Source organism: Rhodoferax sp. (genome assembly GCF_018780565.1).
GTDB lineage: Bacteria > Pseudomonadota > Gammaproteobacteria > Burkholderiales > Burkholderiaceae_C > Rhodoferax.
Genome location: NZ_JADMJN010000005.1, coordinates 426560 through 449946 on the forward strand (window position 1 = coordinate 426560; position 23387 = coordinate 449946).

A 23387-nucleotide genomic window follows, 5' to 3' on the forward strand; every position below is an offset into this window, starting at 1 on the left:
CCAAGAGACGTTGCCTGTGCAATGACCCACAATTCAGGAAGGCAACATTTGTGATGACCCTTAAAAAACCTGAGACACCATTGGTCCGTTGGTGCAAAATATCCGAATGCCACACGTGAATAGACTGGACGCCTCATCCGGTGCAGACGATCTGCATTTCCTAGATGACCAAGGTCAGGATGACGGGTCGAAGCCCTTGTGCTGGCGTTTGTTCATCGTTGATGATGAGCCTGATGTGCATCGCGCAACGACTTTTGCGTTGACCGGCGTCAATATCCTGGGTCGTCCAATTGAGTTTTTGCATGCCTACTCGGCCGACGAAGCGACAAAAATCCTGAAGACTGAATCCAACATCGCGATCATTCTGCTGGATGTGGTGATGGAGCGTGAGGACGCGGGTCTGAATCTCGTCAGGACCATACGCAACGATCTGAAATTGCTGGACGTTCGCATCATCTTGCGCACCGGGCAACCGGGCTATGCCCCAGAGATCGAAACCATTCATGACTTCGATATCAACGATTACAAAACAAAGTCGGAGCTAACCCGCACCAAGCTCTATGCAACCGTTACCGCGGCCGTCCGTGCCTATGAGCAAATTCGCGCACTGGATGAGCTTGCCTATTACGATCGTCTTTCAAGTCTGCCCAACCGGAATCGCTTTATTACACTGATCGACGATCAGCTGGCGCGGGATGGGTGCAGTGACAGTGTCATGGCCATTCTGGATATTGATGATTTTTCAGAGGTCAACGATGCCCTGGGTCATCAGCAGGGCGACCGGCTGTTGCAGGCAGTGTCCCAACGGATGAAGACCAGTCTGTCCGATGACGTCGTGATTGCGCGTATCGGCAGCGATACCTTTGGTCTGATGGGCAGCGCGGTTTCAATCGATCCTGTACTGCTGCTGAAACTGTTCCGCCAGCCGTTTTCCGTGTTGAACGACTCCATGATCGTTACCGCCACAGTCGGCTTGGTGCGCCTCGCGGATGTCAAGGGGTCCGGACAGGAAGCCATCAAGGACGCCAATATTGCGCTGAAACGGGCGAAAAAAAGTCGACGGGGTAGCTATGTCGTCTATTCGGTCGACATGGGAATTGAAATCCGCGAACGCGTGCGTTTGTTGCAAAGTTTGCGTTCCGCAGTGGAAACCGAACGGCTGTTTGTGGTGTACCAGCCGCAGATCAATCTGGACAATGGTCAGGTGGTTGGCATGGAAGCCTTGCTGCGCTGGCGCAACGATGACGGCAGCTTTGTTCCCCCTGACCGGTTCATTCCGTTAGCAGAAGCCTCGGGCCTGATCATCGCCATTGGCGACTGGGTCTTGCGTATGGCTTGCCACGAGTTGATTCGATTGCAGGCGATGGGCCTGCCTGGCCTGAGAATGTCTGTCAATGTGTCGCAGATTCAATTCCGGCATCCGGAGTTTCTTGCAAAATTGAATACGGCCTTGGTAGACACCGGTATCAATCCGAAACACCTTGAGTTGGAAATCACCGAATCGGTGGCCATGGAGGATCCGGATTTCATTCTGGAAACACTGGCGCTCATCAAGGGCATGGGAATTTCCATCGCCATTGATGACTTTGGCACCGGGTATTCTTCTCTGAGTCACTTGCGGCAACTGCCTGTCGACAGGCTCAAAATTGACCGTGCGTTTGTGAATGAACTCAATTCAGCCGTGCTGGGTGGGCATATTGCCTCCATGGTGATTGAGTTGGGCCGCAACCTCAAGATGACGGTGATTGCGGAAGGTATTGAAGACGAGAATCAGGCGAAGATCTTGCGCGAAATGGGTTGCCATGAGGGGCAAGGCTACCTCTATGCGAAACCCATGCCTGCGCCTGAGTTGAAAGACTGGCTGCGGGCGCGGGATACAAGCCGCTGAGTCCGGGCCATGCGTGAGCTAATTAAACTGGGTAGTCATCCCGGGGCGGTCATTGCCGACGAAAACGTGAAGCTGGGTCGCGCCATTGTTCTGACCGCCAGCCTCTTCACAGTTCTTTTTGCCTTGCTCAAATACCTGATGGGCGATGACGCCCACGGCTCCCTCATGCGAAGCATCATTTTGGTGGCCGCGCTGGTGGCCATTGTTTCGATGCGCGCCGGACGACTGACCCTGGCCTTCGTCACCTACGGTTGGGGCGTGTGGCTTGGCATTACTTCAGAGGCACTGCTGACGGGTAGTGTCAACAATACCTTGCTTTATTTATATCCGGCACTGATTCTTGTCGGAGGATGGTTGCTGGGGGTGAGGCACGGCTACGCCATGTGTTTGATGTCTGCAATCACACTTTTCCTTTTGGCATGGATGGAGGCTTCCGGCATCAAATTCATTGAGTTTGACCGTGGCCCCTGGGGACGTGCTGCGGATATTTCGGTGATCCTTCTCGTTGGCATGTTGTTGCTTCAAAGTATCTCGCGCAGCCAGCAGCGTCAGGGTTCAAAAATGGCAGAGCTCAACGCACGCTTGAGTGAGACCGTGGCCAACCTCACTTCACGCGAAACCCAGTTAAGCCAGGCGGAATCGCGTTTCGCCAAAGTCGGGGATATTGTTCCCGCGCCGCTGTCGCTGACGGACGCAAGCACGGGCGAAACGGTGTATGTCAACAAGGCATGGGAAAGTGTACTTGGGTGGAAGCAACAAGACGTCCTTGGCAAGTCCCCGCTGGAGCTGGGCGTTTGGTACGACCCCGCCGCTCGGCAGGCCTATGGCGCAGAATTCAGGCGCAACGGCTGCGTACGCAACCTGGAGATGACGGTGCAAGGTCGCGATGGCCGATTGTTGTCTGTCTCCGTGTCGGCTGATTCGGTTGAACAGGATGGGCGGCGTCTGACCATGAGTCTTTTGTTCGATCTGACAGATCGAAAACTGGCAGAGGCGAAAGTAATGAAGTCGAATGCCGAACTCGAGGCGAGGGTAGAGCAGCGCACGCTTGAACTCAAAAGTGCCAATGATGAACTTTCCAATGCGCTGACGACACTGCAGCATGCCCAAAAGGAGTTGGTACAGTCTGAAAAACTGGCCGCCCTGGGGAGCATGGTGGCTGGTGTCTCGCATGAGCTGAACACGCCGATTGGCAATGCCATGGTCGTGGCCAGTTCAATGCACGACAGGGCTCGCGAGTTTCAGGGTCTGGTCATCCGCAATGAGCTCAAGCGCTCGTTGCTGGAGCGTTTTATGACCGACAGTCTGGAAGGAGCCGAACTGGTACAGCGCTCCTTGCAGCGGGCCTCCGATCTGGTGCACAGCTTCAAGCAGGTCGCAGTGGATCAAACTTCGGAGCGTCAACGTGTGTTCAATCTGGACGAGGTGGTTCGGGAAATCATCGCTACGCTGCGCCCCAATCTCAAAAAAATGCCATGGAAGATTGCCATTGACATCCCGCGCGACATCACGCTGGACAGCTTTCCTGGCGCACTGGGTCAAGTGACGATCAACATCGTCATGAACGCAGCCATCCACGCATTCGCGGGGCGTACTGAAGGTCAAATTTCAGTCCATGGACGTCAGATAGACAATGAGAGTGTCGAATTGGTGTTCGCGGATGATGGCGTTGGTATGCCAGCGGACTTAATGAGTCGGATATTTGACCCCTTCTTTACCACCCGGCTGGGGACCGGAGGATCGGGCCTGGGCCTTGCGATCGTGCACCAGATGGTCACTCAGGTACTGCAAGGGCGGGTAAGTGTCGAATCCCAGGTGGGTGAGGGTAGCCGTTTCACCGTCATACTGGCCCGGATCATTGAACACCCGGTCGAGCAAGCTGTGCCCCCGGTCTGAAAACACTCAAGCTGGTTTTCGAGCCCATGACGGGACCCCAAATACCAAAGAACCCGCGGATCTGATCATGTACCTTTCTCCCCAGTTCAATTCAAAAAACAATCAGGATGCAGCTGATTTGATGCGGGCCAACCCGTTCGCCAGCCTGATCAGCATGGACGAGGGCGGTCTGCCGTTCGTGAGTCATATTCCGCTGCATCTGGAGGAACGCAACGAGGAAAAATTCCTGCTGGGCCATGTCGCCAAAGGCAATCCGCACTGGCGCTATCTGGCTGCACGTTCTCAAGCCCTGGTGACCTTTCTGGGGCCGCATGCCTATTTGTCGCCGCAGGTCTATCCCGACCTTGCACGTGTCCCCACCTGGAACTACCTGGCAGTGCATTGCACCGTACAGGCCACGCTGGTTGAAGACCCCACGGAAAAAGACAAGTTATTGAAGAAACTGATTGCCGATCACGAGCCGGCTTATGCCATGCAGTGGCAAGGTTTGAGCGAGGAATTCACGCAAAAAATGCTGGGAGGTATCGTGGGTTTTGAGTTGCGCGTGACCGGGTTGCAATGCAAATTGAAGATCAACCAGCACCGGCCGGAAGCCTTTGAATCCATGAAATCCATCTATGCCTCGGGCAATGACAACGAACGCGCACTGGCGGCGTGGATGCAGCGTCTGGGCATGGGGGCCTAGTGTCAAAGTTCATGGATGACCCAATCTTCATGGGAAGAGCCCTTGAGCAGGCACGCGTTGCCATGGCTGAGGGGGAAGTGCCGGTGGGTGCCGTGGTGGTTCGGGATGGGCGGGTGATCGCGGTGGGTCACAACGCACCTATTGGCAAGCATGATCCAACCGCGCATGCGGAAATCTCCGCTTTGCGTGCGGCGGCGACCGTCCTGGGTAACTACAGGCTGGACGATTGCGAGCTTTTTGTGACGCTGGAGCCCTGTGTCATGTGCGCGGGTGCGATGCTGCATGCACGACTCAAGCGCGTGGTGTTTGGTGCGCCGGATCCCAAAACCGGCGCTGCCGGGTCGGTGGTGGATTTATTCTCCGATACCAGGCTCAATCACCAGACGCAGGTTCAAGGCCAGGTACTGGCCGATGAATGCTCGGGCATGTTGCAGGCATTTTTCAAGCAAAAGCGCGAGGAAATCCGAATGAGCAGCAGCCCTTTGCGCGATGACGCCGTGAGAACACCGGATGCCCGATTTCAACAGCTTGTGGACTATCCATGGCCCGCCCACTACATGAGTGACCTGCCGGCACTTGCCGGGCTGCGCATGCATTACCTTGACATCGGTCCTGCCGATGCGCCGCTCACCTACCTCTGCCTGCATGGCAATCCCGCCTGGAGCTATCTCTACCGGAAAATGATTCCGCCCCTTGCTGCAGCGGGAAGCCGCGTCATTGCACCCGACCTTATCGGCTTCGGAAAAAGCGACAAGCCCAAAAAAGATGACTTTCACACCTTTACCTGGCACCGACAGGTATTGCTGGAGTTTGTGGAACGTCTGGATTTAAAAAATGTTGTTCTTGTAGTCCAGGATTGGGGCGGGATACTTGGGCTCACATTGCCCATGGCCAGCGAAGCACGCTATTGCGGCTTGCTGGTCATGAACACCACTTTGGGTACCGGTGATGCCCCTTTGTCTGCCGGATTCCTGGGGTGGCGCGAAATGTGCGCCAAGAACCCGGAATTTGATGTTGCCCGGCTTTTTTCACGTGGCAATCCGCACATGAGTGCCCAGGAATGTGCCGCCTACATGGCACCGTTTCCGGACCGTGGTCATCGTGCCGCACTGCGCGCCTTTGCACCCATGGTGCCGGAATTCGAAAACTCGGATGGTGCCGCCATCTCACGCCAGGCTCGGGATTTCTGGCGTGAGCGCTGGTCAGGCCAGACATTGATGGCTGTCGGCATGCAGGATCCCGTATTGGGTTTGCCCATGATGCAGCACTTGCAGAGTCTTATTCGAAGCTGCCCGGAGCCGATGCGTCTCGAACAAGCCGGGCATTTCGTGCAGGAGCATGGCGAACCCATCGCACAGGCTGCCGTCCAGTATTTTTTACCCCCTCAGACCAAGCATTCAAGTTCGTGAAAAAACACATTTATATCTATTCACCCTCCGGCGCCGTGCGCGACAAGGCGGCATTTCGGCGGGGCATTGCCCGGCTCAAAATGCTCGGTCACGAGGTCGAAATCGATGAGGCGGCGTTGAGCAGCCACTTGCGTTTCGCGGGAGACGATGACACCCGGCTGGCGGCCATTCACCGGGCAGCGGCCAGTGGTGCGGACGTCGCCCTGATTTCCCGTGGCGGCTACGGCTTGACGCGAATTCTGGGCGGTATTCACTACAAATCGGTCGCCAAAGCCATCGACAAAGGCATGTTGTTTGTCGGTATCAGTGACTTCACCGCATTTCAGAATGCCGTTTTGGCGCGCACTGGCGCTGTCACCTGGGCTGGGCCGGCACTGTGTGAAGGCTTTGGGGTCGGTGGCAAACCTGACATGGCCGATGGCCATGGTTTCAGTGAAGAGCAGACGCCAGACGACATCATGGAGGCCTGTTTTGACGATCTCCTGAGCGGGCAGGGTGAGGGCGCAGGTTGGCGACAAAACCGTGAGTCTGCCGCGAGTGCATCTATTTCGATAGCAAAGATGCCAATGGATACGAGGACCAAGGTCTCATTTTCTATCAAGAACTCAGTTTTGTGGGGTGGCAATCTGTCCATACTGGTCTCCATGATTGGAACGCCGTATTTTCCGGACATCAAAGGCGGCATTCTCTTTCTGGAAGATGTGGCAGAACACCCTTACCGCATCGAACGCATGCTGACGCAGTTGCTGCATGCTGGCGTGCTAGGGCGCCAAAAAGCGATCGTATTGGGGCAATTCACCGAATACAAGCTGCTGCCGCATGACCGAGGGTATAAATTGCAGACCGTCGTGAACTGGTTGCGCAGCCAGATCAAGGTACCCGTGCTCACCAACTTGCCCTACGGTCATGTGCCAACCAAAGTGCTGCTGCCTGTGGGCGCCAAGACCGACCTGCTGGTGGAAGACCGGGACGCACTGCTTTTCTGGGGCCATGAAAACGGATAGCAATTGTCGCAATTACGCTCAGATCGTGCCTTAATTGATTTGCCGCAAGTCCGGATGCCGGTTTATCATGGCCCGATGGATAACAATCTGCAAATACAGTGAGCGGGATTCCAAATAGCTCAGCTTTGGGGCCCCCGTTGAGGATGGACCGCTCTTTGCTCGCTTGGGCCGTGGCATCCGCATTCATCGGTTTGACGTCCTACTCACACGCCAATCCATCCGGTGGCGTCGCTGTCATCGGGAAAGCGACCTTGGATGCGAGTCAGGCGAACAAATTGGTGGTCACCACTCAGAATGGTGCAGGAACCAATTACTCTGCCATCAATTGGCAAAGCTTTTCCATCCCGGCAGGCAGTACCACGCGTATCCAGCAACCCAGTGCCACGAGCCTGTCCATCAACCGGGTGGTGACCAATACGCCATCATTGATCTTCGGTACCCTCTCCAGCAATGGCCAAGTGGTGCTGGTCAATCAAGCGGGCATCGCCGTGGGAACCGGTGCACTGGTGGATACCGCTGGTTTTACCGCCTCCGTGCTTGGCATGCAGGACGCCGACGCCCTGGCCGGACGCTTGCGCTTTACCAATGAGGGCTTTGCCGGAGCAACCGGGGTCTTGACGGTTCAGGGCAATATCATCGCCCGTGGTGGAGATGTTGTGCTGATTGCGCCAAGTATCGAACTGGCCCAATCCGCTGTGGTTGAAGCTCCCGGGGGCAGTGTCATTCTCGCCGCAGGGCGCAGTGTGGAAGTGACCGGGAGGGGACTCGAAGGCATTTCAATGCAAGTGCAGGCACCAGCCGATCAAGTGCTCAACCTGGGGACCCTGAGGGGTGATGCGGTTGGCATATTTGCCGGAACCTTGCGCCATAGCGGCTTGATTCAGGCGACAACAGCGAACCTGGAAGGTGGACGTGTGCTACTCAAGGCCAGTGCCGACGCCTATGTAGAAGGCGCGGGCCGAATCGAGGCCACGGGCTCCAAAGGCGGGCAGGTCGATGTCTTGGGGCAGCGTGTGGCCGTGATGAATCAGGCTGTCATCGACGTTTCTGGACAGTTCGGGGGCGGCAACATCCGCGTGGGAGGCGATTACCAAGGCCAGAATACGACTGTACAGAATGCTCAAGTGGCTTATTTCGGTGCAGAGGCCAAGCTGAAGGCCAACGCGCTGGATGTTGGCGATGGCGGTCGGATCATCTTGTGGGCTGACGATGCCACGCGTGCCTATGGCCAAATTGAAGCCCGCGGGGGCAGCAATGGCGGCAATGGTGGCTTCGTTGAAACCTCTGGCAAACAGCGGCTGGACTTTTCCGCCCGTGTCGATACCAGCGCGCCCAAAGGGCAAGCAGGCACCGTGCTGCTGGACCCCGATTTTATTGTGATCTCCAATGGTGTTTCTGGCGCTGACGACGGACAGGTTGCTGACAACAACGTGTTCGCAACAGACGGCGTTGGCTTGACCTACACCATCAGTGAACAGGCCATTGAGGCGTTGTCCAGTGGCGTCATCCTGTTGCAGGCGGACAAAGGGATCACGCTCAACAATCTGTCTGACAACCTGCTCCAGTTGAATAGCGGCATTACATCCTTCAAGCTGGAGACTCTGAACTCTGGAGTAGGACAGGGGATAAGCTTTGTCGATGCCGCCGATGAAATTCTCTCCAACAATGCAGCCTCAATCATCTTCAACGCCGGAGCAAGTGGCAGTCTGTTCAACATAGGAAAGCTCAGCTCCTCCGGCTCGGGCGGCGGTGCGATCACCCTGACCGCGGGCAATGCCATGACTCTGGCAGGTAACATTTCATCCGTCGGAACCCTGGGCGGTCCGATCACCCTCAAGTCAGGGGTGGGCGGCATCAGTGCAACGGGGTCAGTGCTTCAATCTGACTCGCTGGAGATACTGTCTTCGGGCGCCGTGACCATGTCTGGCGCCAACATCGTCAACAAACTTGCCGCCAGTATTGCGGGTAACTTCACTTTCAACAACAGTAACTCATCAGGACTCCAACTTGCGACCGTGGGCAGCACCAGCGGGGTACAAGCGACCGGCGGTGGCGTGACCATTTCTTCGGCCGGCACATCCACCCTGTCCATTCAGGGATCGGTTAGCGCAACCGGCAATATCGATCTGACCGGCTACAACGTGCAGGCCATAGGCTCGGGTATTTCCAGTACGGGAGGCAATGTCACGATCAATGGTGCGCAAGGTATCTTCCTTATTGGTGGCTCGTCCGTTTCCGGTAAAAGTATTTCGCTGACTGCAGCGCCGGGGGTCGACTTGAATGGTTCTACCTTGAAGCCCGGAGGCGTTGGCGGCATCGGGACCCTGACGGTCAACGGAAATTTGACCATGCTTGGCGGTGCTACGCTGGCGCTGGATGTCCTGAATGCGAGTGCCTATGACACCGTCAATATTTCCGGGACCTTAACTGCATCAACCGCGGCAGAAGTCATTTCGGTGGGGGATTTGTCGTCGGGTCTGGTGTCAGGAACCCTGTCGTCCGTTCTGAGCGCCGGCTCCATCGCCGGCCCCGCTCTTTTGTTCAATGGACCCGCTGGATGGTCAATGACCCAGACGGCGACAGCATTGAGTGTCAACGCCGTCATGACAAACGCAATGGCAGGGACCTACGCCGCATTGCCGGGCAGCACAGTCGCTGCATTTATAGCGTCGTTCGAGGATGTGTTGTTTGTCGCCCAGCAAGTGGAAGCAAAAGACAAGGTACAGGATGCTCTGGTGGTGGAAGGCGAAATATGCCGACCGTGAGTCCACTGAATGCCCGCATTGTCGCTGCGCGTGTTTTGCTTGCGGCGCTAGTTGTTGCCCTGGGAGGTTTGACCACAAAGGCAGAGGCGCAGACAGCCGGTGAAGTCGAATTTGCACGCGGTGTCGGTTTCGCGCACACCGCAGGTCAGCCCCCCCGCACATTGGGCAAAGGGTTGCCACTCAAACAGGGGGATCGCCTCAGCACGGCCGATGGTGCTTCGGCCATCATCAAGCTGCCTGACGGCACGCGGATGACCCTTCGGCCCAATTCCGAGGTCATCATCCAGCAGTACCAGTTCAAGGAGTCTGCGCCAGACAACAATATGCTGCTGCAACTGGTGCGTGGTGGTTTTCGCGCCATTACCGGCCTGATCTCAAAGGGTTCGCCCAACGCAGCCAAGATCCAGACCTCGACGGCGACGATCGGTATTCGTGGCACTGACTTTGATGCCCGCCTGTGCACTTCAGACTGCCGGTCAGAGTCTGCAAAAATTCCGGAAAAGGCGCGTCCCAATGTTGTGTTGGCCAGCGCCAAGGTGGTCACGGTGGATGGCGAGCTCAGCGCCATGGACGGTGCGGGTATGAGGCGTCGCCTGGTCAATGGTGGCAGCGTCTACCCAGGGGAAACCGTGGAAACCGGCAGCCATACCAAGGCGGTGCTTGCGTTTCGTGACGACAGTCGCTTGACGCTGGGTGGAGCCACCCGGTTCAAGGTGGAGAGCTTCGTTTTCGACGAGAAGAATCCAACAGAGGGCAAGTTTCTGGTGTCGCTGCTGCGGGGATCGATGCGGGCTTTGACCGGACTGATTGCTAAGGCAAACCGTCGCAATGTCGGCTTCTCAACCCCTACGGCAACCATCGGCATCCGGGGAACCGGGCTCGACATGGACTGCAGTACCGAGGGCAATTGCAGCTTCTTTACCTGGCTTGGCTCCATCGAAGTGACCCCAGCGGGGCAAACGGCCTTGCAGACGCTGCAGGCGGGGGAGGGCCTTTTCGTGAGTGCCACAGAAATTCGCAGCCTGAATGCGCCGACCCTGGATGAACTCCCTCGTCCTGATGGCGTCTCCGTGGATGTCCGGCAGCTGTTTTCCGTTGTGAGTGGCGACGAGGTGCAAGAAGGTCTTTTTGTCTTTGTCCGGGATGGTCATATCGAAATCACAACGATCCGCGACACCTTGCACCTTGGAAAAGGCGAGACGGGTTTTGCAGACAACAATGGCAACACGGTACGTCCGAACCTGATGCCCTTGTTTCTGGAATTTGATCGCACACCGATGCCGGACAGCAAGAACCCGATGCTGATTACCGTCCTGGACGAAACCGGAATTCGCTCGTCGAATGTGTGCCGATAGCCATGTCCCATCTGAAACCTAGCCCCATCCGTTTTGGCACATCCTCCGCTTGCCTCGCCAGGCAACGGATGCGCCCTTTGCTACTGACGTTCGCATTGGGTTGGCAGCTATCGGCTGTTGGACAGCAAGCACAAGCGCCGGTTTCAACCAAGACGGCAAGTCCAAGTTTTCTGATCCGGGGCTTTGACATCCAAGGTGAAAATCCGCTTCCGGCCGGGGATGTTTCCAAAGTGCTGGCACCCTTCCTGAGGGCTGATGGCACTATTGAAACACTCCAAAAGGCAACTGCGGCACTGGAGTCCGCGCTACGTGATCGGGGCTTCGTCTTGCACCGGGTCGCGTTACCGCCACAGGAGGTCGGTGACACGGTTACCTTGAATATTGTGAAGTTTGTCATTGGCAAGATTGCCATGGACGGCCAGAAAAGCTACAGCAATGGCAATATCAGGGCCAGTGTGCCTGAACTGCTTGAGGGCACGGCACCAAATTTCCGTACGCTGGCCGTGCAAACCGCCATCGCCAATGAGAATCCGGGAAAACAAATACAAATCTCCCTCAAGGAATCGGAGCAGGCAGACAAGATTGATGCGCGAATACTCGTCAAGGAAGCGAAGCCCTGGAATCTCGTGGTGAACATGTCCAACAATGGGTCCAATGCAACGGGCAATGACCGCGTCACGGTCGCTGGCGGACACAACAATCTTTTTGACCTCGACCACCAAATGACCGCCGCTTACACGACGTCTTTTGAGCGGATGAGCGATGTCAAACAAGTCGGACTGAATTACCGTGTGCCAGCGTACCGGCAAGGAGGTGTTTTCGGTTGGAGCTATACCCATTCCGACGTGGTTGGTGATTTCGGCGCATTCAGGAGCACAGGTGCCGGTCAGACACTTGGCTTGAATTACAACCATTACCTTCCGCCATCGGGCGGCTTTCGGAGTTACGTGCTTGTTGCGCTGGACGACAAACAGTTCAATGTCACTGAAATCAATGGCATAGGGTTGGCCGGACAAACCGTGAGACGCAGTCGACCGTTCAGCCTGGGCTACAACGCCCGTCTGGACTCGGATACCGCCGCCTGGAGCTACAGCGCAGATCTGGTCGTCAATTTGCCGGGCGGTCATGGAAACGACCTGACCTCGTACCAGAGCGAAGACACGCGTATCACTACCGCACGCTGGACTGCTTTGCGAGGTTCGGCCAACTATGCCTCGTCGCTGTCCGGTGGGTGGCTCTGGAGTGCCAAGGGTCAATTTCAATACAGCGGGCACACCCTGATTGCCGGGGAGCAGTTCGGCATCGGCGGCGCCTCGTCGGTTCGAGGTACCGGGGAGCGCCCCATCTCTGGTGATCGAGGGGCATTTCTTTCTGCGGAAATCGCGGGTCCTGAACTGGCTCCCGGACTACGCCTGATGGGCTTTGTGGACGCTGGCTGGCTGAGCAACAACAATCCCAACGGCAATCCCAAACCTGCACATGACAGCCTGAGCAGCGCAGGTGTGGGCTTGCGTTACTCATTGCCGGGGTTTTCCCTGTCCGCTGAGTATGGTCGCGTCATCAGTGGAAGCTCCCTGCCTTTCGCTGTTGGCTCGGGTTTGCCGCAAAGCGGCGATCAAAAGCTGCACATCAGCGTCTCAGCCCGCTTTTAATTGACAAATTTCGGCATGATGCCGATTTGAATCCCATCTCTTGCCCTGGCTAGTGCAAACTTATACTTGCACGGCAGTTTCATTTGGGCAACCAATGCCCTAAACTCGGTTTAAGTTCAAGAAACGGAATCAGTCAGGAATGGGCGTTCACTCTACTGTCGTATTCACCGATCTCTTCGGTAGCACGGGCGCATTTGAAGCTTTGGGCAATGTCAAGGCGACAGAGGCCGTGACGCAGGTCACCACCTGGATCGCCAATGTGGTGCAGTCCAACAAAGGCCGGGTAGTGAAAACCTTGGGAGACGGGGTTCTGGCTTTGTTTGCTGACAATCGATCGGCCATCAACGCGGTGGTGGAAATGCAACGCGGTCACCAAAAGCGCATGGCCCAGATGCCGGTGGCAAAACGTATGCCGATCCGGATTGGCGTGGCGACTGGCGATGTGGAGTTGGTTGCGGGTGATTGTTATGGCGATGCCGTTAATGTCGCGGCCCGTTTGAGTGATTTGTCCGGCCCGCACCAAATATGGGCCAACAGTGCCTCTCTGGATGGTGCAGACGAGTCCGAGGGTGTTCGTTTCAGAATTTTGGGTCCCATCAATATTCGGGGCCGGGCTGAGCCCTGCAGCGTCTACCAGATTGAATGGCAGGACGATGTAGCGTCCGACTTCCTGACCATGCAAGCCAACCTCGACCCCATGCTGGATGCCAGCTACACAGACGCATTGGGACGACAGATAGAGCTGACCTGGCTGGACACGAAAAAGACCTTCAAGTCCTTCGAACTGCCCATCCATATTGGGCGCGTGCGACAGGCCGATTTTGTGGTGAATGACCCACGTGTTTCGCGTACCCATGCCCGCATAGACTGGCGCAACGGCAGCGTCATGCTGGTGGATGTCAGCTCCTACGGATGCTGGGTGCGATTTTCTGGCGGGGGATCAGACCTTCTGTTGAGAAGGGAAGAATGCGTGCTTCATGGGCGTGGTGAAATTGCCCTGGGTTCTTCATTCGCCGATCTGAGTGCCCCAACCGTGAGTTTTTCTGTTTCCTGAATTTTTGCCAAAGATAAAAATGGGGGCGTCTCAGGCGTAAACGGTCTTGGCCTGCTTCATGTCAATCAGGCCTGCCACCGCTTTTTCAAGTGCGTCCTGGCGCAGGGTTCGCATGCCGGCTTTGGACGCCTCGGCAAAAATCTCGTACGTTGGGGCGCGTGACTGAATTTTGTGTTTCATGTCTCCCACGTTTTCAAGTACCTCATAGATGCCCATGCGGCCCTTGTAGCCGCGGTCACCGCAATGCTCACACCCGACGGCATGTCGCATGGATATTTGCTGTACGGGCTTGCCGGCTGATTCAGATGCCGCCGCCGCCAGACGTGCATGCCCTTCAGCGGCGCTCAGTGCTGTACCATCAATGTATTCATGCACCAGAGCTTCGTACTCGTCACGCGTCAAAACCTTGGGCTCTGAGCAGTGTTTACACAAGGCCCGAACCAGTCTCTGGGCAACGATACCAATCAGGGAATCACCAAAGTTCATCGGGTCCATGCCCAGATCTAGCAGGCGAATAACACTTTCAGCCGCACTGTTGGTGTGCAGTGTGGATAAAACCAGATGCCCGGTGAGGGACGCCTCAATGCAGACACTGGCGGTTTCCTCATCACGCACCTCGCCGATCATGATCACGTCCGGGTCGGCTCGCAGGAAGGCCCGCATGGCAGAGGCAAACGTTACGCCGATTTTGGGGTTGACCTGGAGTTGTCGCAACCCTTTCTGGGTGATCTCGATCGGGTCTTCAGCGGTCCAGATTTTCCGATTGTCGGTATTGATATGGGCCAGCAAGGAGTGCAGGGTGGTGGTCTTGCCCGACCCGGTGGGACCGCAGGCCAGGATCAGTCCAAAAGGACGCTCTGTCAGACGTTTGATGGTCCGGTCATCCCGGGCCGAAAATCCCAGAAGTTGCAAGGGGATGGGCTTGCTGGAGGCCAGCAACCGCATGACCACATCTTCCAGATTGTCATGGGTTGGCAATATCGCCACCCGCAACTCCAGTTTGATGTTCGAGAATTCGTTGAAATTGATTTTTCCATCCTGTGGCCGACGGCGCTCCGAGATGTCCAGTCGACTCATGATCTTGATGCGTGAAACCATGGCCGCACGCAGGGTTGAGGGTAGCAACAGATAGTCCTCGAGGTCACCATCCTTGCGAAAACGAACCCTTGAGATATCGTCGCCCGGATTGGTCTCGACGTGGATGTCGGATGCTTTTTGCTCATAAGCGTCAATGATCATCTGGTTGACCAGTTTGATGACGCTGGAGCTTTCGTTCACCGCATTGACCTGCTCCTCACCGCCCGAAGCTTTCATTTCGATCAGCGCATCGGTCAACAAGGCGTGCACATCCATTGGCGCATGCTCAGCCGTACCCGGCCAGACATCCGGACCACTCGTTGATTCGGCGTGCGTGGTTTGCTGGGCATGGTTCTCCAGAGCCAGCCGGTGATCAATGTCAAGTTTGGATGCCCAGACCAGCGAGACAATGCAATCAGCGATCACACTCAATTCCAACTCCAGCTCGCGCTTGAAGGGTGTGGACGATGCGACATACAGCACGCCAGACTCCATGCCCAAAGGCATGGCGTGGTGTTTGAAGGCGGTGGACCAGTTCAAACGCTCCAGCGCCTGGGTTTCGACCTGAAATGCCATGGCGTCGACTTCAGGGGTGTCGAGCATGTGCGCCCGAGCGTGTTCAAGCTGGAGTTCGGTGATCAGTCCAGATTCGAGCAATCTCTGTTCCGAGCTTCTTTGGCCATCCGACGGATTGAGAAGAACCTTGGCCAGACTGTCGACATCGGCCAGTTTCAGCTCGACCAGGGATTGAGGCAGTGTGCGAAAGGTGGCATGTCTTGCTTTGCTGATCCATGCACACAGTTCATTCATGTCCCGGGCCGGGACGCGTGCAGGAGCAGGATGCTCAGTCAAAGGACTGGGGGCAGTACGTGCCCAGGGATCACTCGGTGCAGTTAACACTTCAAACACCTTTGTTTATTAACATAATATACATCGTATAAATTACGATTACCATGCGCCCTTGGGCTGCTTGCCCCGAACAAAGGCAGCAATGATCTCAGTGGAGTCTGCCCGATTGGCACGCTGGGCAAAATCTATCGCGGACAAGCCCTGATCATTCTTCAGCAATGGATCGGCGCCAGACTCCAGTAATAACTTGACTGCCGATGGCGTGCCGTAATGCGCCGCCATCATCAGCGGTGTGGTGCCATTGGGTGAGCCTGCGTCGATATAGGCATGGTTCTCCAGCAGCAGCTTCATTACCTCCAGATGCCCATGTGTTGCTGCGTAATGCAAAGGCGCCCAGCCTGGCTTGTTGACGTCAGCGCCTTGCTCGATCAACTGGCGGCAAAGATCGGTCAAACCTTTGAGTGACGCCAGCATGAGCGGGCTTTCATCCTTTTCGTTGCGAGCCTCAAGCTTCACATGCGGCCAGGCGATGATAACGGCAGCAACTCTGAGCGAAGGCTCACGAACGGCGATCATCAGCCCATGTTCACCCGACGGACTGAGTGTATTGACGTCAAAGCCGCGTCGAAGCAAACCCGTCACCATGGCGGCATCATCCTGCTTTAGGGCCCGAAAATAATCTTCATACGATCCCGCCATGCAATTAGAAAACCCAATAAAAACAATTAGATAGAAAGTAAATCTAAAGTAAATTCTGGAAAGCCCCCAGGCCTTGAAATTCATTGCGAGACCTCTTTGAACAAGGCATCAAAGTTACGGCTGGTTATTTCGGCGATTTCCGTCACAGAGCATTGACGGAGTTCAGCCAGACAGGCTGCTACGTAAGGCACATACGAAGGATTGTTGGTTTTTCCTCGGTAAGGAACTGGTGCAAGGTAAGGGCTGTCGGTCTCAATCAGAATGCGGTCAAGCGGCACAAACGCAGCCACGTCGCGCAGATCCTGGGCGCTTTTGAAGGTCAGGATGCCCGAAAAGGAAATGTAAAAACCCAGATCCAGGGCCTGGCGTGCAACCTGGGCGGTTTCAGTGAAGCAGTGAAAAACGCCGCCGGCACTGCCTGGCGAGCCGTCTTCACCCTCTTCCTGCAGAATCGCCAGGGTATCGTCGGAAGCGCTGCGGGTATGGATCACCAAGGGCAGCTTGAGCTGACGCGCCGCACGAATATGGGTGCGAAAACGATCCCGCTGCCAGGCCATGTCGGCAATGTTGCGCCCGCCCAGACGGTAGTAGTCGAGTCCGGTTTCGCCAATGCCGACCACCTTTGGCATCCGGCCCAGGGTCAAGAGGTCTTCCAGGCTGGGCTCCTGGACGTCTTCGTTGTCAGGATGCACCCCTACCGTAGCCCAAAAATTGTCGTACTGGGCAGCCAACCCCTGCACCGCCGAAAACTCTTCCAGCGTCGTGCAAATGCACAAAGCACGGTCGACCTGGGCCTCGGTCATGGCCTGCCGGATCGCGGGCATTTGGGCGGCGAGCTCAGGAAAAGTCAGATGGCAGTGCGAATCGGTGAACATGGAGGGTCAGGTAAGCGAAACCGCCTGGTCGCCAACGGGCGAGAAGCTCAGATGGTCTGCGTGGGTCGATCGGATGCCATGTGTCCGCCCAAAATCTCTTCAATCTTGAGTTTGAGCGCTCGGGATTTTTCGTCCTTCGGGAAAAGAATTCCTACCCCCTGGGTTCGATTGCTGGCAGCCTTGGCCGGCGTGACCCATGCCACTTTTCCGGCCACCGGGTAGCGCTGGGGATCTTCTGGCAAGGAAAGCAACACGTACAGATCATCGCCCAGTTTGTATTCCCGGGAGGTTGGAATAAAGATGCCACCTTCAGAAAACAGCGGAATATACGCTGCATACAAGGCAGCCTTTTCCTTGATCGCCAATTGAATGACGCTCGGGCGAGGCGTGGGAGGAGAGGAATTGCTCATAAGCCGTATCTAATGTCTTGAGTTTAGGGCGTTTTGGGCCTGACTCACAAGTGTTTCCAGCATCAGTCCCGCATTAAAAGGATGTTCCACCGTTCGGCTTGCCTCGGCCAGGGCTTTGCTCCAGGTGGTCAATCGGCTGATGGAGCTGCCTGCGGGAAGATCAGCAGCCGCAAAAAACCGGGGACTGGCACCGCTCTGAACGGCCAGCAGGTCATGACACAGTTTGTGCAAAGCGTCCACCACCTGCGCCGGTGACCAGTCCTTGAACACGCCCACATCACCGCGCGCCACGGCTTTGGGCAGGGCAACCCAGGTTTGCGGATCAAGGCCTGAGCGGCAATACATCAAAGCGTCCTCCGGCCGTCCACCCGCCGCACGCAGCATGACTGAGGCCACCGCAGGCGAGATGCCCTGCTCTGCCAGCCAGGCTAGCGAGGTGTCAGCATCAGGCCAGAGCATGGTGTGCCCCAGACAGCGGCTGCGGATAGTGGGCAGCAACTGATGTGCGGCTTCGCTGGCCAACACGAACTTCACATCGCCCGGCGGCTCCTCCAGCGTCTTGAGCAAGGCGTTGGCGGTCACGTTGTTCATGCGCTCGGCGGGAAACACCAGCACCGCCTTGCCTCGCCCCCTGGCGCTGGTTCGCTGGGAAAACTCGACGGCGTCGCGCATGGCATCCACGCGGATTTCCTTGCTGGCCTTGCGCTTTTTGTCGTCGATGTCGGACTGCGCCTTTTCACTCAAGGGCCAGCCCAGCTCCAGCATTGTTGTCTCGGGCATCAGCACGCACAGATCTGCATGGGTGCGCACATCGATCGCGTGGCAACTGCCACAGCTTGCGCAGGCCCCTGCTGCGGTGGGAGCCTCGCAAAGCCAGGCCCGGGCCAGTGCCAGCGCCAGACCATACTGACCCAGTCCAGACGGCCCGGCTAGCAGCCAGGCATGGCCACGCTGTGCAAGAAGCTGCCTGGCCTGCGTTGCAATCCACGGTGCCACGGCGGGGACGGTCATGCGAGCCAACCCCTGCGCCGGACCGCCTGCAACACGTCCAGCCAAACGGCCTCGCGCGTGCTGTCCGCATTGATGCGGGCAAACCGATGGGGAAAAGCCAGCATGCGTTGCCTGTAGCCGTCCGACACGCGCCTGAAAAACTCGACCGGCTGTGCCTCGAATTTGTCGGGAACGCGGGCGCCTGCCAGACGCTGGGCCGCAATTTCAGCCGGTAAATCAAACCACACTGTCAAGTCGGGTTGCCGAACAAAATTGGCATCAATCCCCCGTGTGCCTTGCACCCATTGCTCTAAAATTGATAGCATTTCATGATCAAACCCACGCCCACCACCCTGGTAGGCAAAGGTGGCATCGGTAAATCGGTCGCACAAAACAACGTCGCCGCGAGCCAGCGCGGGTTCAATCAGCTGCTGCAAATGATCTCGCCGGGCAGCAAACACCAGCAGGGCTTCTGTCATGGCGTCCATGGCGTCGTTCAACACCATCGTGCGCAGCTTTTCCGCCAGGGGCGTTCCGCCGGGTTCCCGGGTCAGGGTCACAGCCCTGCCCTGCGTCCGAAACGCCTGCGCCAGGCCGTCGATGTGGGTCGATTTGCCTGCGCCATCAATGCCCTCGAAACTGATAAAGAGACCGCCTGTTGTCATATGCCGTAGCTTGTTCTGTTATTGACCGCGCTGGTATTTGTTGACAGCCCGATTGTGCTCGTCCAGGCTGCTGCTGAACTGACTGCTGCCGTCACCCCGTGCCACGAAATACAGCGCCCTGGTTTGGGCCGGCTGCACCGCCGCCAACAAAGCCGATTTGCCGGGCATCGCAATGGGGGTTGGCGGCAATCCGGCCCGGGTGTAGGTGTTCCAGGGCGTGTCGGTCTGCAGATCACGGCGTCGTAGATTGCCGTCAAACGCTTCACCGAGCCCATAGATGACGGTCGGATCGGTTTGCAGCATCATGCCGATGCGCAGTCGGTTGGAAAAAACGCCAGCAATCATGGGCCGGTCGCTGGCGCGCCCGGTTTCTTTTTCAACAATACTGGCCAGAATCAGCGCCTGTTCCGGTGTTTTCAAGGGGCTGTCGGGTTGGCGCTGGCTCCAGGCTGCTTCCAATCGCTTGTCCATGGCCCGCATGGCGCGCTTGAGCACGGCGAGATCGCTGCTGCCTTTCGCGTAGGTGTAGGTGTCGGGAAAAAAGCGCCCCTCAGGATGCACTCCTGGTCTGCCTAGCGCGGCCATGATCGCATCGGCCTTCAGCCCTTGTGTTTCGGGTTTGAGCTGCTCTGCTTTCAATAGCGCTGCACGGACCTGGACAAAGTTCCAGCCCTCTACCAGCGTAACGGCGCGCAAGGCCTCTTCGCCGCGCACCAGCTTGCGCAAAAGGCTGCGCGGGCTTGTGCCACGGCTCAGTTCATAGCTGCCGGCCTTGATCTGGCGTGAATCCCCCGACAGGCGAAACCACCAGTACAGCCAAGAAGGATCGACCTGCACGCCGGCCTCGCTGACTGCCTGGGCGATGCCGCGAGCGGAAGTGCCTGGCTCAACCGACAGGTCAACAGTCTCCGCGTTCATGGCGAGGCTCTGGTTCAGCCACCACCAGGCGCCAGCGCCCAGGAGACCCAGAAACAGAGCAAATATTGCAATAAGACGACGCACAGCCCTACAGACCTCTATGAAATTGATGGGGGATGATAATTCACGCCATGAAAAACGAATTAAACGGCGTAGCGCCCTTGATTGACCTGGGCGTCATCCGCGCAGAAGGCGAAGACGCAGCCAAATTTCTTCATGGACAAATGACCCAGGATTTTTCGCTCTTGGGTCTGTCTGAAGCCCGGTTGGCGGCTTTTTGCTCGGCCAAAGGTCGCATGCAAGCCAGCTTTTACGGCTTCAAACGCAGTCACTCCGAGATTTTGCTCGTGTGCAGCAAGGACATTCTGGCACCTACCCTCAAGCGCTTGTCGATGTTTGTGATGCGCGCCAAGGCAAAGCTGACCGATGCCAGCAACGATTACGCGGTGTACGGCCTGGCTGGGAATGCTATTGAATCAATAGCTGGAGCCCCCCCATCGGCGTGGGCCAAGGTTGATATTGGCAATGCAAACCTCATTTCCTTGTACCCTGCTGACAGCGTGCGCCGTGCGCTTTGGGTGGCCCCCGTGGCCGAGGCAGCCCCGGCAGGTGTGGCACTGAGCCTGGATACATGGGCCTGGGGCGATGTGCGCAGTGGCATTGCGATGATCACGGCGCCCATCGTGGAGGCGTTTGTGCCCCAGATGCTCAATTACGAGTCCGTGGGAGGCGTCAATTTCAAAAAAGGCTGCTATCCCGGCCAGGAAGTCGTGGCACGCAGCCAATTTCGTGGCACCCTGAAGCGTCGTGCCTACCTGGTGCACTGCGATGCTGCCTTGAAGGCTGGGGACGAAGTGTTTCAAGCCGAAGACGGGTCGCAACCTTGCGGCACCGTGGCGCAAGCCGCCCCATCTCCGGAAGGTGGCTTTGACGCCATTGTCTCGGTTCAGGTCTCCGCAGCGCAGGCTGGTGGTCTGCATTTGGGGGCCGCCAATGGCCCTGCCATGGCTGTGACGCCAGCACCCTACCCTCTGCTGGCCGATATTTAAAGCTTGCTCAAACCAGAGAGGCTGGTAGCGGGTGGTACATCTCAATGTGCACGATACCGGCTTCTTCAAAAGGCTCGCCGCGCGGTAAAAAGCCGAGCCGGGCGTAAAAGCCCTCGGCATTGCGCTGCGCGTGCAGCATCACTTCCCGATCCCCGCGCTTTGTGGCGGCCTGCATCAAAGCCCGTAACACATCGCGGCCCACGTTGGAGCCCCGCAACACGCGATTGACCGCCATGCGGCCAATTCGGCTGACTCCGGGCGCATATTGCAGTAAACGGCCCGTGGCCACCGCCACGCCCAGCCGGTTGCGCACCACGGCGTGCACGGCGCTCTCGTCGGCCTCGTCCCACTCCATTTCCACAGGAATGCGCTGTTCTTCAAGGAACACTTCGGTGCGCACTTGCCGCGCTTCGGGACCAAGTGCCTGCCAGCTTCCCAGCTCGATGCGAACCATGGGCTCGAAGGCTTCATAGCCCAGCATGATCTCGCGCAAAGCGGCGGGCACGGGCTTTGAAGTCTGCGTGGCCGGATCGGCAAACACGTAAACCAGCTCACAGCTGATCAAGTGCTCGTCGCCCCGAAAAATGGCGCCATGGAACAAGATGGATGAGGTGCCGATGCGGCTGCACTTGAGTGCGACATCCAGCTGGTCGTCTACCCGCGCCGAGGCGTTGTATTCGACGGTGGCTTTCTTGACATACAAATCACCTTCCAGCAAATGCATGCTTGTTTCGTAAGGCAGGGCCAGCGCACGCCAATAGTCGGAGATGGCCGTGTCGAAATACATCAGGTAATGGGCATTGAAGACAATTTTTTGCATATCCACTTCCGCCCAGCGCACGCGCAGGCGGTGAAAAAAGCGGAAGTCGGTTCGGCGGGTGTCAGTCATGGCGATATCGGTATTTGTTACAGTTGATGTTTTCATCGTACACCGCAAAACACCATGTCCCTTATCTACTACGTGACGCAAATCCAGTTCGACTTTGGCGCCATCAAGCTGCTCAAGCAGGAATGTGAACGTGTCGGCATCACGCGCCCCCTGATCGTGACCGACCCCGGCGTCAAGGCGGTAGGCATTTTGCAAAAAGCCCTGGATGCCCTGCCGGGCATGACGGTCGCCGTGTTCGACCAGACGCCTTCCAACCCGACCGAGGCGGCAGTGCGCGCTGCGGCCGCCATGTACAAGGCCCAGGGCTGCGACGGCCTGATTGCGGTGGGCGGTGGCTCGGCCATTGACTGCGCCAAGGGCGTGGCAATTGCCGCCACCCATGAAGGTCCTCTGACCCACTACGCCACCATAGAAGGCGGCTCACCCCGCATCACCGAGCGCGTGGCGCCCCTGATTGCCGTGCCCACGACAAGCGGCACCGGTAGCGAAGTGGCGCGTGGCGCCATCATCATCGTCGATGACCATCGCAAACTGGGCTTTCACTCGTGGCACTTGGTACCCAAAGCTGCCATTTGCGACCCCGAACTCACACTGGGACTGCCCCCGAAGCTGACAGCTGCCACCGGCATGGACGCCATTGCACATTGCATGGAAACCTTCATGGCGCCGTCGTTCAATCCCCCGGCGGACGGCATCGCATTGGACGGACTGACCCGCGGCTGGGCCCACATCGAGCGCGCCACACGTGACGGTAGCGACCGCGAAGCCCGCCTGAACATGATGAGCGCTTCCATGCAGGGCGCCATGGCTTTCCAGAAGGGCCTGGGGTGCGTTCATTCGCTGAGTCACAGCCTGGGTGGTGTAGATCCCCGACTGCACCATGGCACCCTCAATGCGATGTTTCTGCCGGCAGTCATCAAGTTCAATTCCGCTGCTGAGTCGATTCAAAAAGAACAGCGCTTGCAGCGCATGGCGCACGCCATGGGTCTGAGTGCCAGCAGTGATATCCCGGAAGCCATCAAGGACATGAATGCCCGGCTGGACCTGCCCACCGGCTTGTCGGCCATGGGTGTGCAAGCGTCCCAGTTTGACCAGATCATCACGGGCGCCATGGCGGATCATTGCCACAAGACCAATCCGCGCATTGCCACTGCGGACGAATACCGCGACATGCTGACCCAGGCTTTGTAGTCCCGCACCTCAGGGTCATGCCCTGAGGTGAGAAGGACATGGCTAGCTGCCAACTGGCACCAACATT

At 57.3% G+C, this 23387-nt stretch carries 19 protein-coding genes; 11 read left to right on the forward strand and 8 right to left on the reverse strand.

Features of this window, described 5'->3' with window-relative positions:
- The first annotated feature begins 106 nt into the window (after positions 1-106).
- From IV109_RS09475 to IV109_RS09515, 9 genes are all read left to right on the forward strand, one after another.
- Entirely contained in the window at positions 107-1888 is a 1782-nt protein-coding gene (locus IV109_RS09475; RefSeq protein ID WP_296695228.1) for an EAL domain-containing protein, read from the forward strand.
- 9 nt (positions 1889-1897) lie between these two features.
- Positions 1898-3784: an ATP-binding protein gene (locus tag IV109_RS09480; RefSeq protein ID WP_296695230.1), complete on the forward strand. Its 1887-nt coding sequence runs from the start codon at positions 1898-1900 to the stop codon at positions 3782-3784.
- 67 nt (positions 3785-3851) lie between these two features.
- Positions 3852-4469 (forward strand): FMN-binding negative transcriptional regulator, encoded by a 618-nt coding sequence (locus tag IV109_RS09485; RefSeq protein ID WP_296695233.1) that lies wholly within the window; start codon positions 3852-3854, stop codon positions 4467-4469.
- A gap of 11 nt (positions 4470-4480) precedes the next feature.
- Positions 4481-5878, forward strand: coding sequence for a tRNA adenosine(34) deaminase TadA (gene tadA / locus IV109_RS09490; RefSeq protein WP_296695235.1), 1398 nt, complete (start codon positions 4481-4483; stop codon positions 5876-5878).
- Positions 5875-6882: an LD-carboxypeptidase gene (locus tag IV109_RS09495; RefSeq protein WP_296695237.1), complete on the forward strand. Its 1008-nt coding sequence runs from the start codon at positions 5875-5877 to the stop codon at positions 6880-6882. The genes tadA and IV109_RS09495 overlap by 4 nt, the downstream gene beginning before the upstream one ends.
- Positions 6883-7025: 143 nt before the next feature.
- A complete protein-coding gene (locus IV109_RS09500; RefSeq protein ID WP_296695239.1) occupies positions 7026-9647 on the forward strand; it encodes a filamentous hemagglutinin N-terminal domain-containing protein in 2622 nt (873 codons plus the stop codon).
- Positions 9644-11002 (forward strand): FecR family protein, encoded by a 1359-nt coding sequence (locus tag IV109_RS09505; RefSeq protein WP_296695240.1) that lies wholly within the window; start codon positions 9644-9646, stop codon positions 11000-11002. Before IV109_RS09500 ends, IV109_RS09505 begins: the two co-directional genes overlap by 4 nt.
- A gap of 77 nt (positions 11003-11079) precedes the next feature.
- Positions 11080-12654, forward strand: a complete 1575-nt coding sequence (locus IV109_RS09510; protein WP_296695241.1) for a ShlB/FhaC/HecB family hemolysin secretion/activation protein — start codon at positions 11080-11082, stop codon at positions 12652-12654.
- Positions 12655-12793: 139 nt separating this feature from the next.
- Positions 12794-13708, forward strand: a complete 915-nt coding sequence (locus IV109_RS09515; RefSeq protein ID WP_296695244.1) for an adenylate/guanylate cyclase domain-containing protein — start codon at positions 12794-12796, stop codon at positions 13706-13708.
- A gap of 30 nt (positions 13709-13738) precedes the next feature.
- Here the strand turns inward: IV109_RS09515 and IV109_RS09520 are convergent, their stop codons facing one another.
- The 7 genes from IV109_RS09520 to mltG all read right to left on the reverse strand — a co-directional run bounded on the left by IV109_RS09520 (position 13739) and on the right by mltG (position 20275).
- A complete protein-coding gene (locus tag IV109_RS09520) occupies positions 13739-15595 on the reverse strand; it encodes a GspE/PulE family protein (RefSeq protein WP_296695245.1) in 1857 nt (618 codons plus the stop codon).
- 138 nt (positions 15596-15733) lie between these two features.
- Positions 15734-16417: an ankyrin repeat domain-containing protein gene (locus IV109_RS09525; protein WP_296695246.1), complete on the reverse strand. Its 684-nt coding sequence runs from the start codon at positions 16415-16417 to the stop codon at positions 15734-15736.
- Positions 16414-17208: a TatD family hydrolase gene (locus IV109_RS09530; RefSeq protein ID WP_296695248.1), complete on the reverse strand. Its 795-nt coding sequence runs from the start codon at positions 17206-17208 to the stop codon at positions 16414-16416. Before IV109_RS09530 ends, IV109_RS09525 begins: the two co-directional genes overlap by 4 nt.
- A gap of 47 nt (positions 17209-17255) precedes the next feature.
- Complete coding sequence (locus tag IV109_RS09535) at positions 17256-17618, reverse strand: PilZ domain-containing protein (RefSeq protein WP_296695250.1); 363 nt, start codon at positions 17616-17618, stop codon at positions 17256-17258.
- Between the two features lie 9 nt (positions 17619-17627).
- Positions 17628-18629, reverse strand: coding sequence for a DNA polymerase III subunit delta' (locus tag IV109_RS09540; RefSeq protein WP_296695252.1), 1002 nt, complete (start codon positions 18627-18629; stop codon positions 17628-17630).
- Positions 18626-19273, reverse strand: coding sequence for a dTMP kinase (tmk, locus tag IV109_RS09545; RefSeq protein WP_296695253.1), 648 nt, complete (start codon positions 19271-19273; stop codon positions 18626-18628). The genes IV109_RS09540 and tmk overlap by 4 nt, the downstream gene beginning before the upstream one ends.
- 18 nt (positions 19274-19291) lie before the next feature.
- Positions 19292-20275: an endolytic transglycosylase MltG gene (gene mltG, locus IV109_RS09550; RefSeq protein ID WP_366834230.1), complete on the reverse strand. Its 984-nt coding sequence runs from the start codon at positions 20273-20275 to the stop codon at positions 19292-19294.
- A 47-nt stretch (positions 20276-20322) separates the two neighbouring features.
- On the opposite strand from mltG, the gene IV109_RS09555 reads away from it, so the two are divergent.
- A complete protein-coding gene (locus tag IV109_RS09555; RefSeq protein WP_296695255.1) occupies positions 20323-21240 on the forward strand; it encodes a folate-binding protein in 918 nt (305 codons plus the stop codon).
- 7 nt (positions 21241-21247) lie between these two features.
- On the opposite strand, the gene IV109_RS09560 is transcribed toward IV109_RS09555, so the two are convergent.
- Positions 21248-22129 (reverse strand): YbgC/FadM family acyl-CoA thioesterase, encoded by an 882-nt coding sequence (locus IV109_RS09560; protein ID WP_296695258.1) that lies wholly within the window; start codon positions 22127-22129, stop codon positions 21248-21250.
- 54 nt (positions 22130-22183) lie between these two features.
- On the opposite strand from IV109_RS09560, the gene IV109_RS09565 reads away from it, so the two are divergent.
- A complete protein-coding gene (locus IV109_RS09565; protein WP_296695260.1) occupies positions 22184-23320 on the forward strand; it encodes an iron-containing alcohol dehydrogenase in 1137 nt (378 codons plus the stop codon).
- The last annotated feature ends 67 nt before the right edge of the window (positions 23321-23387 follow it).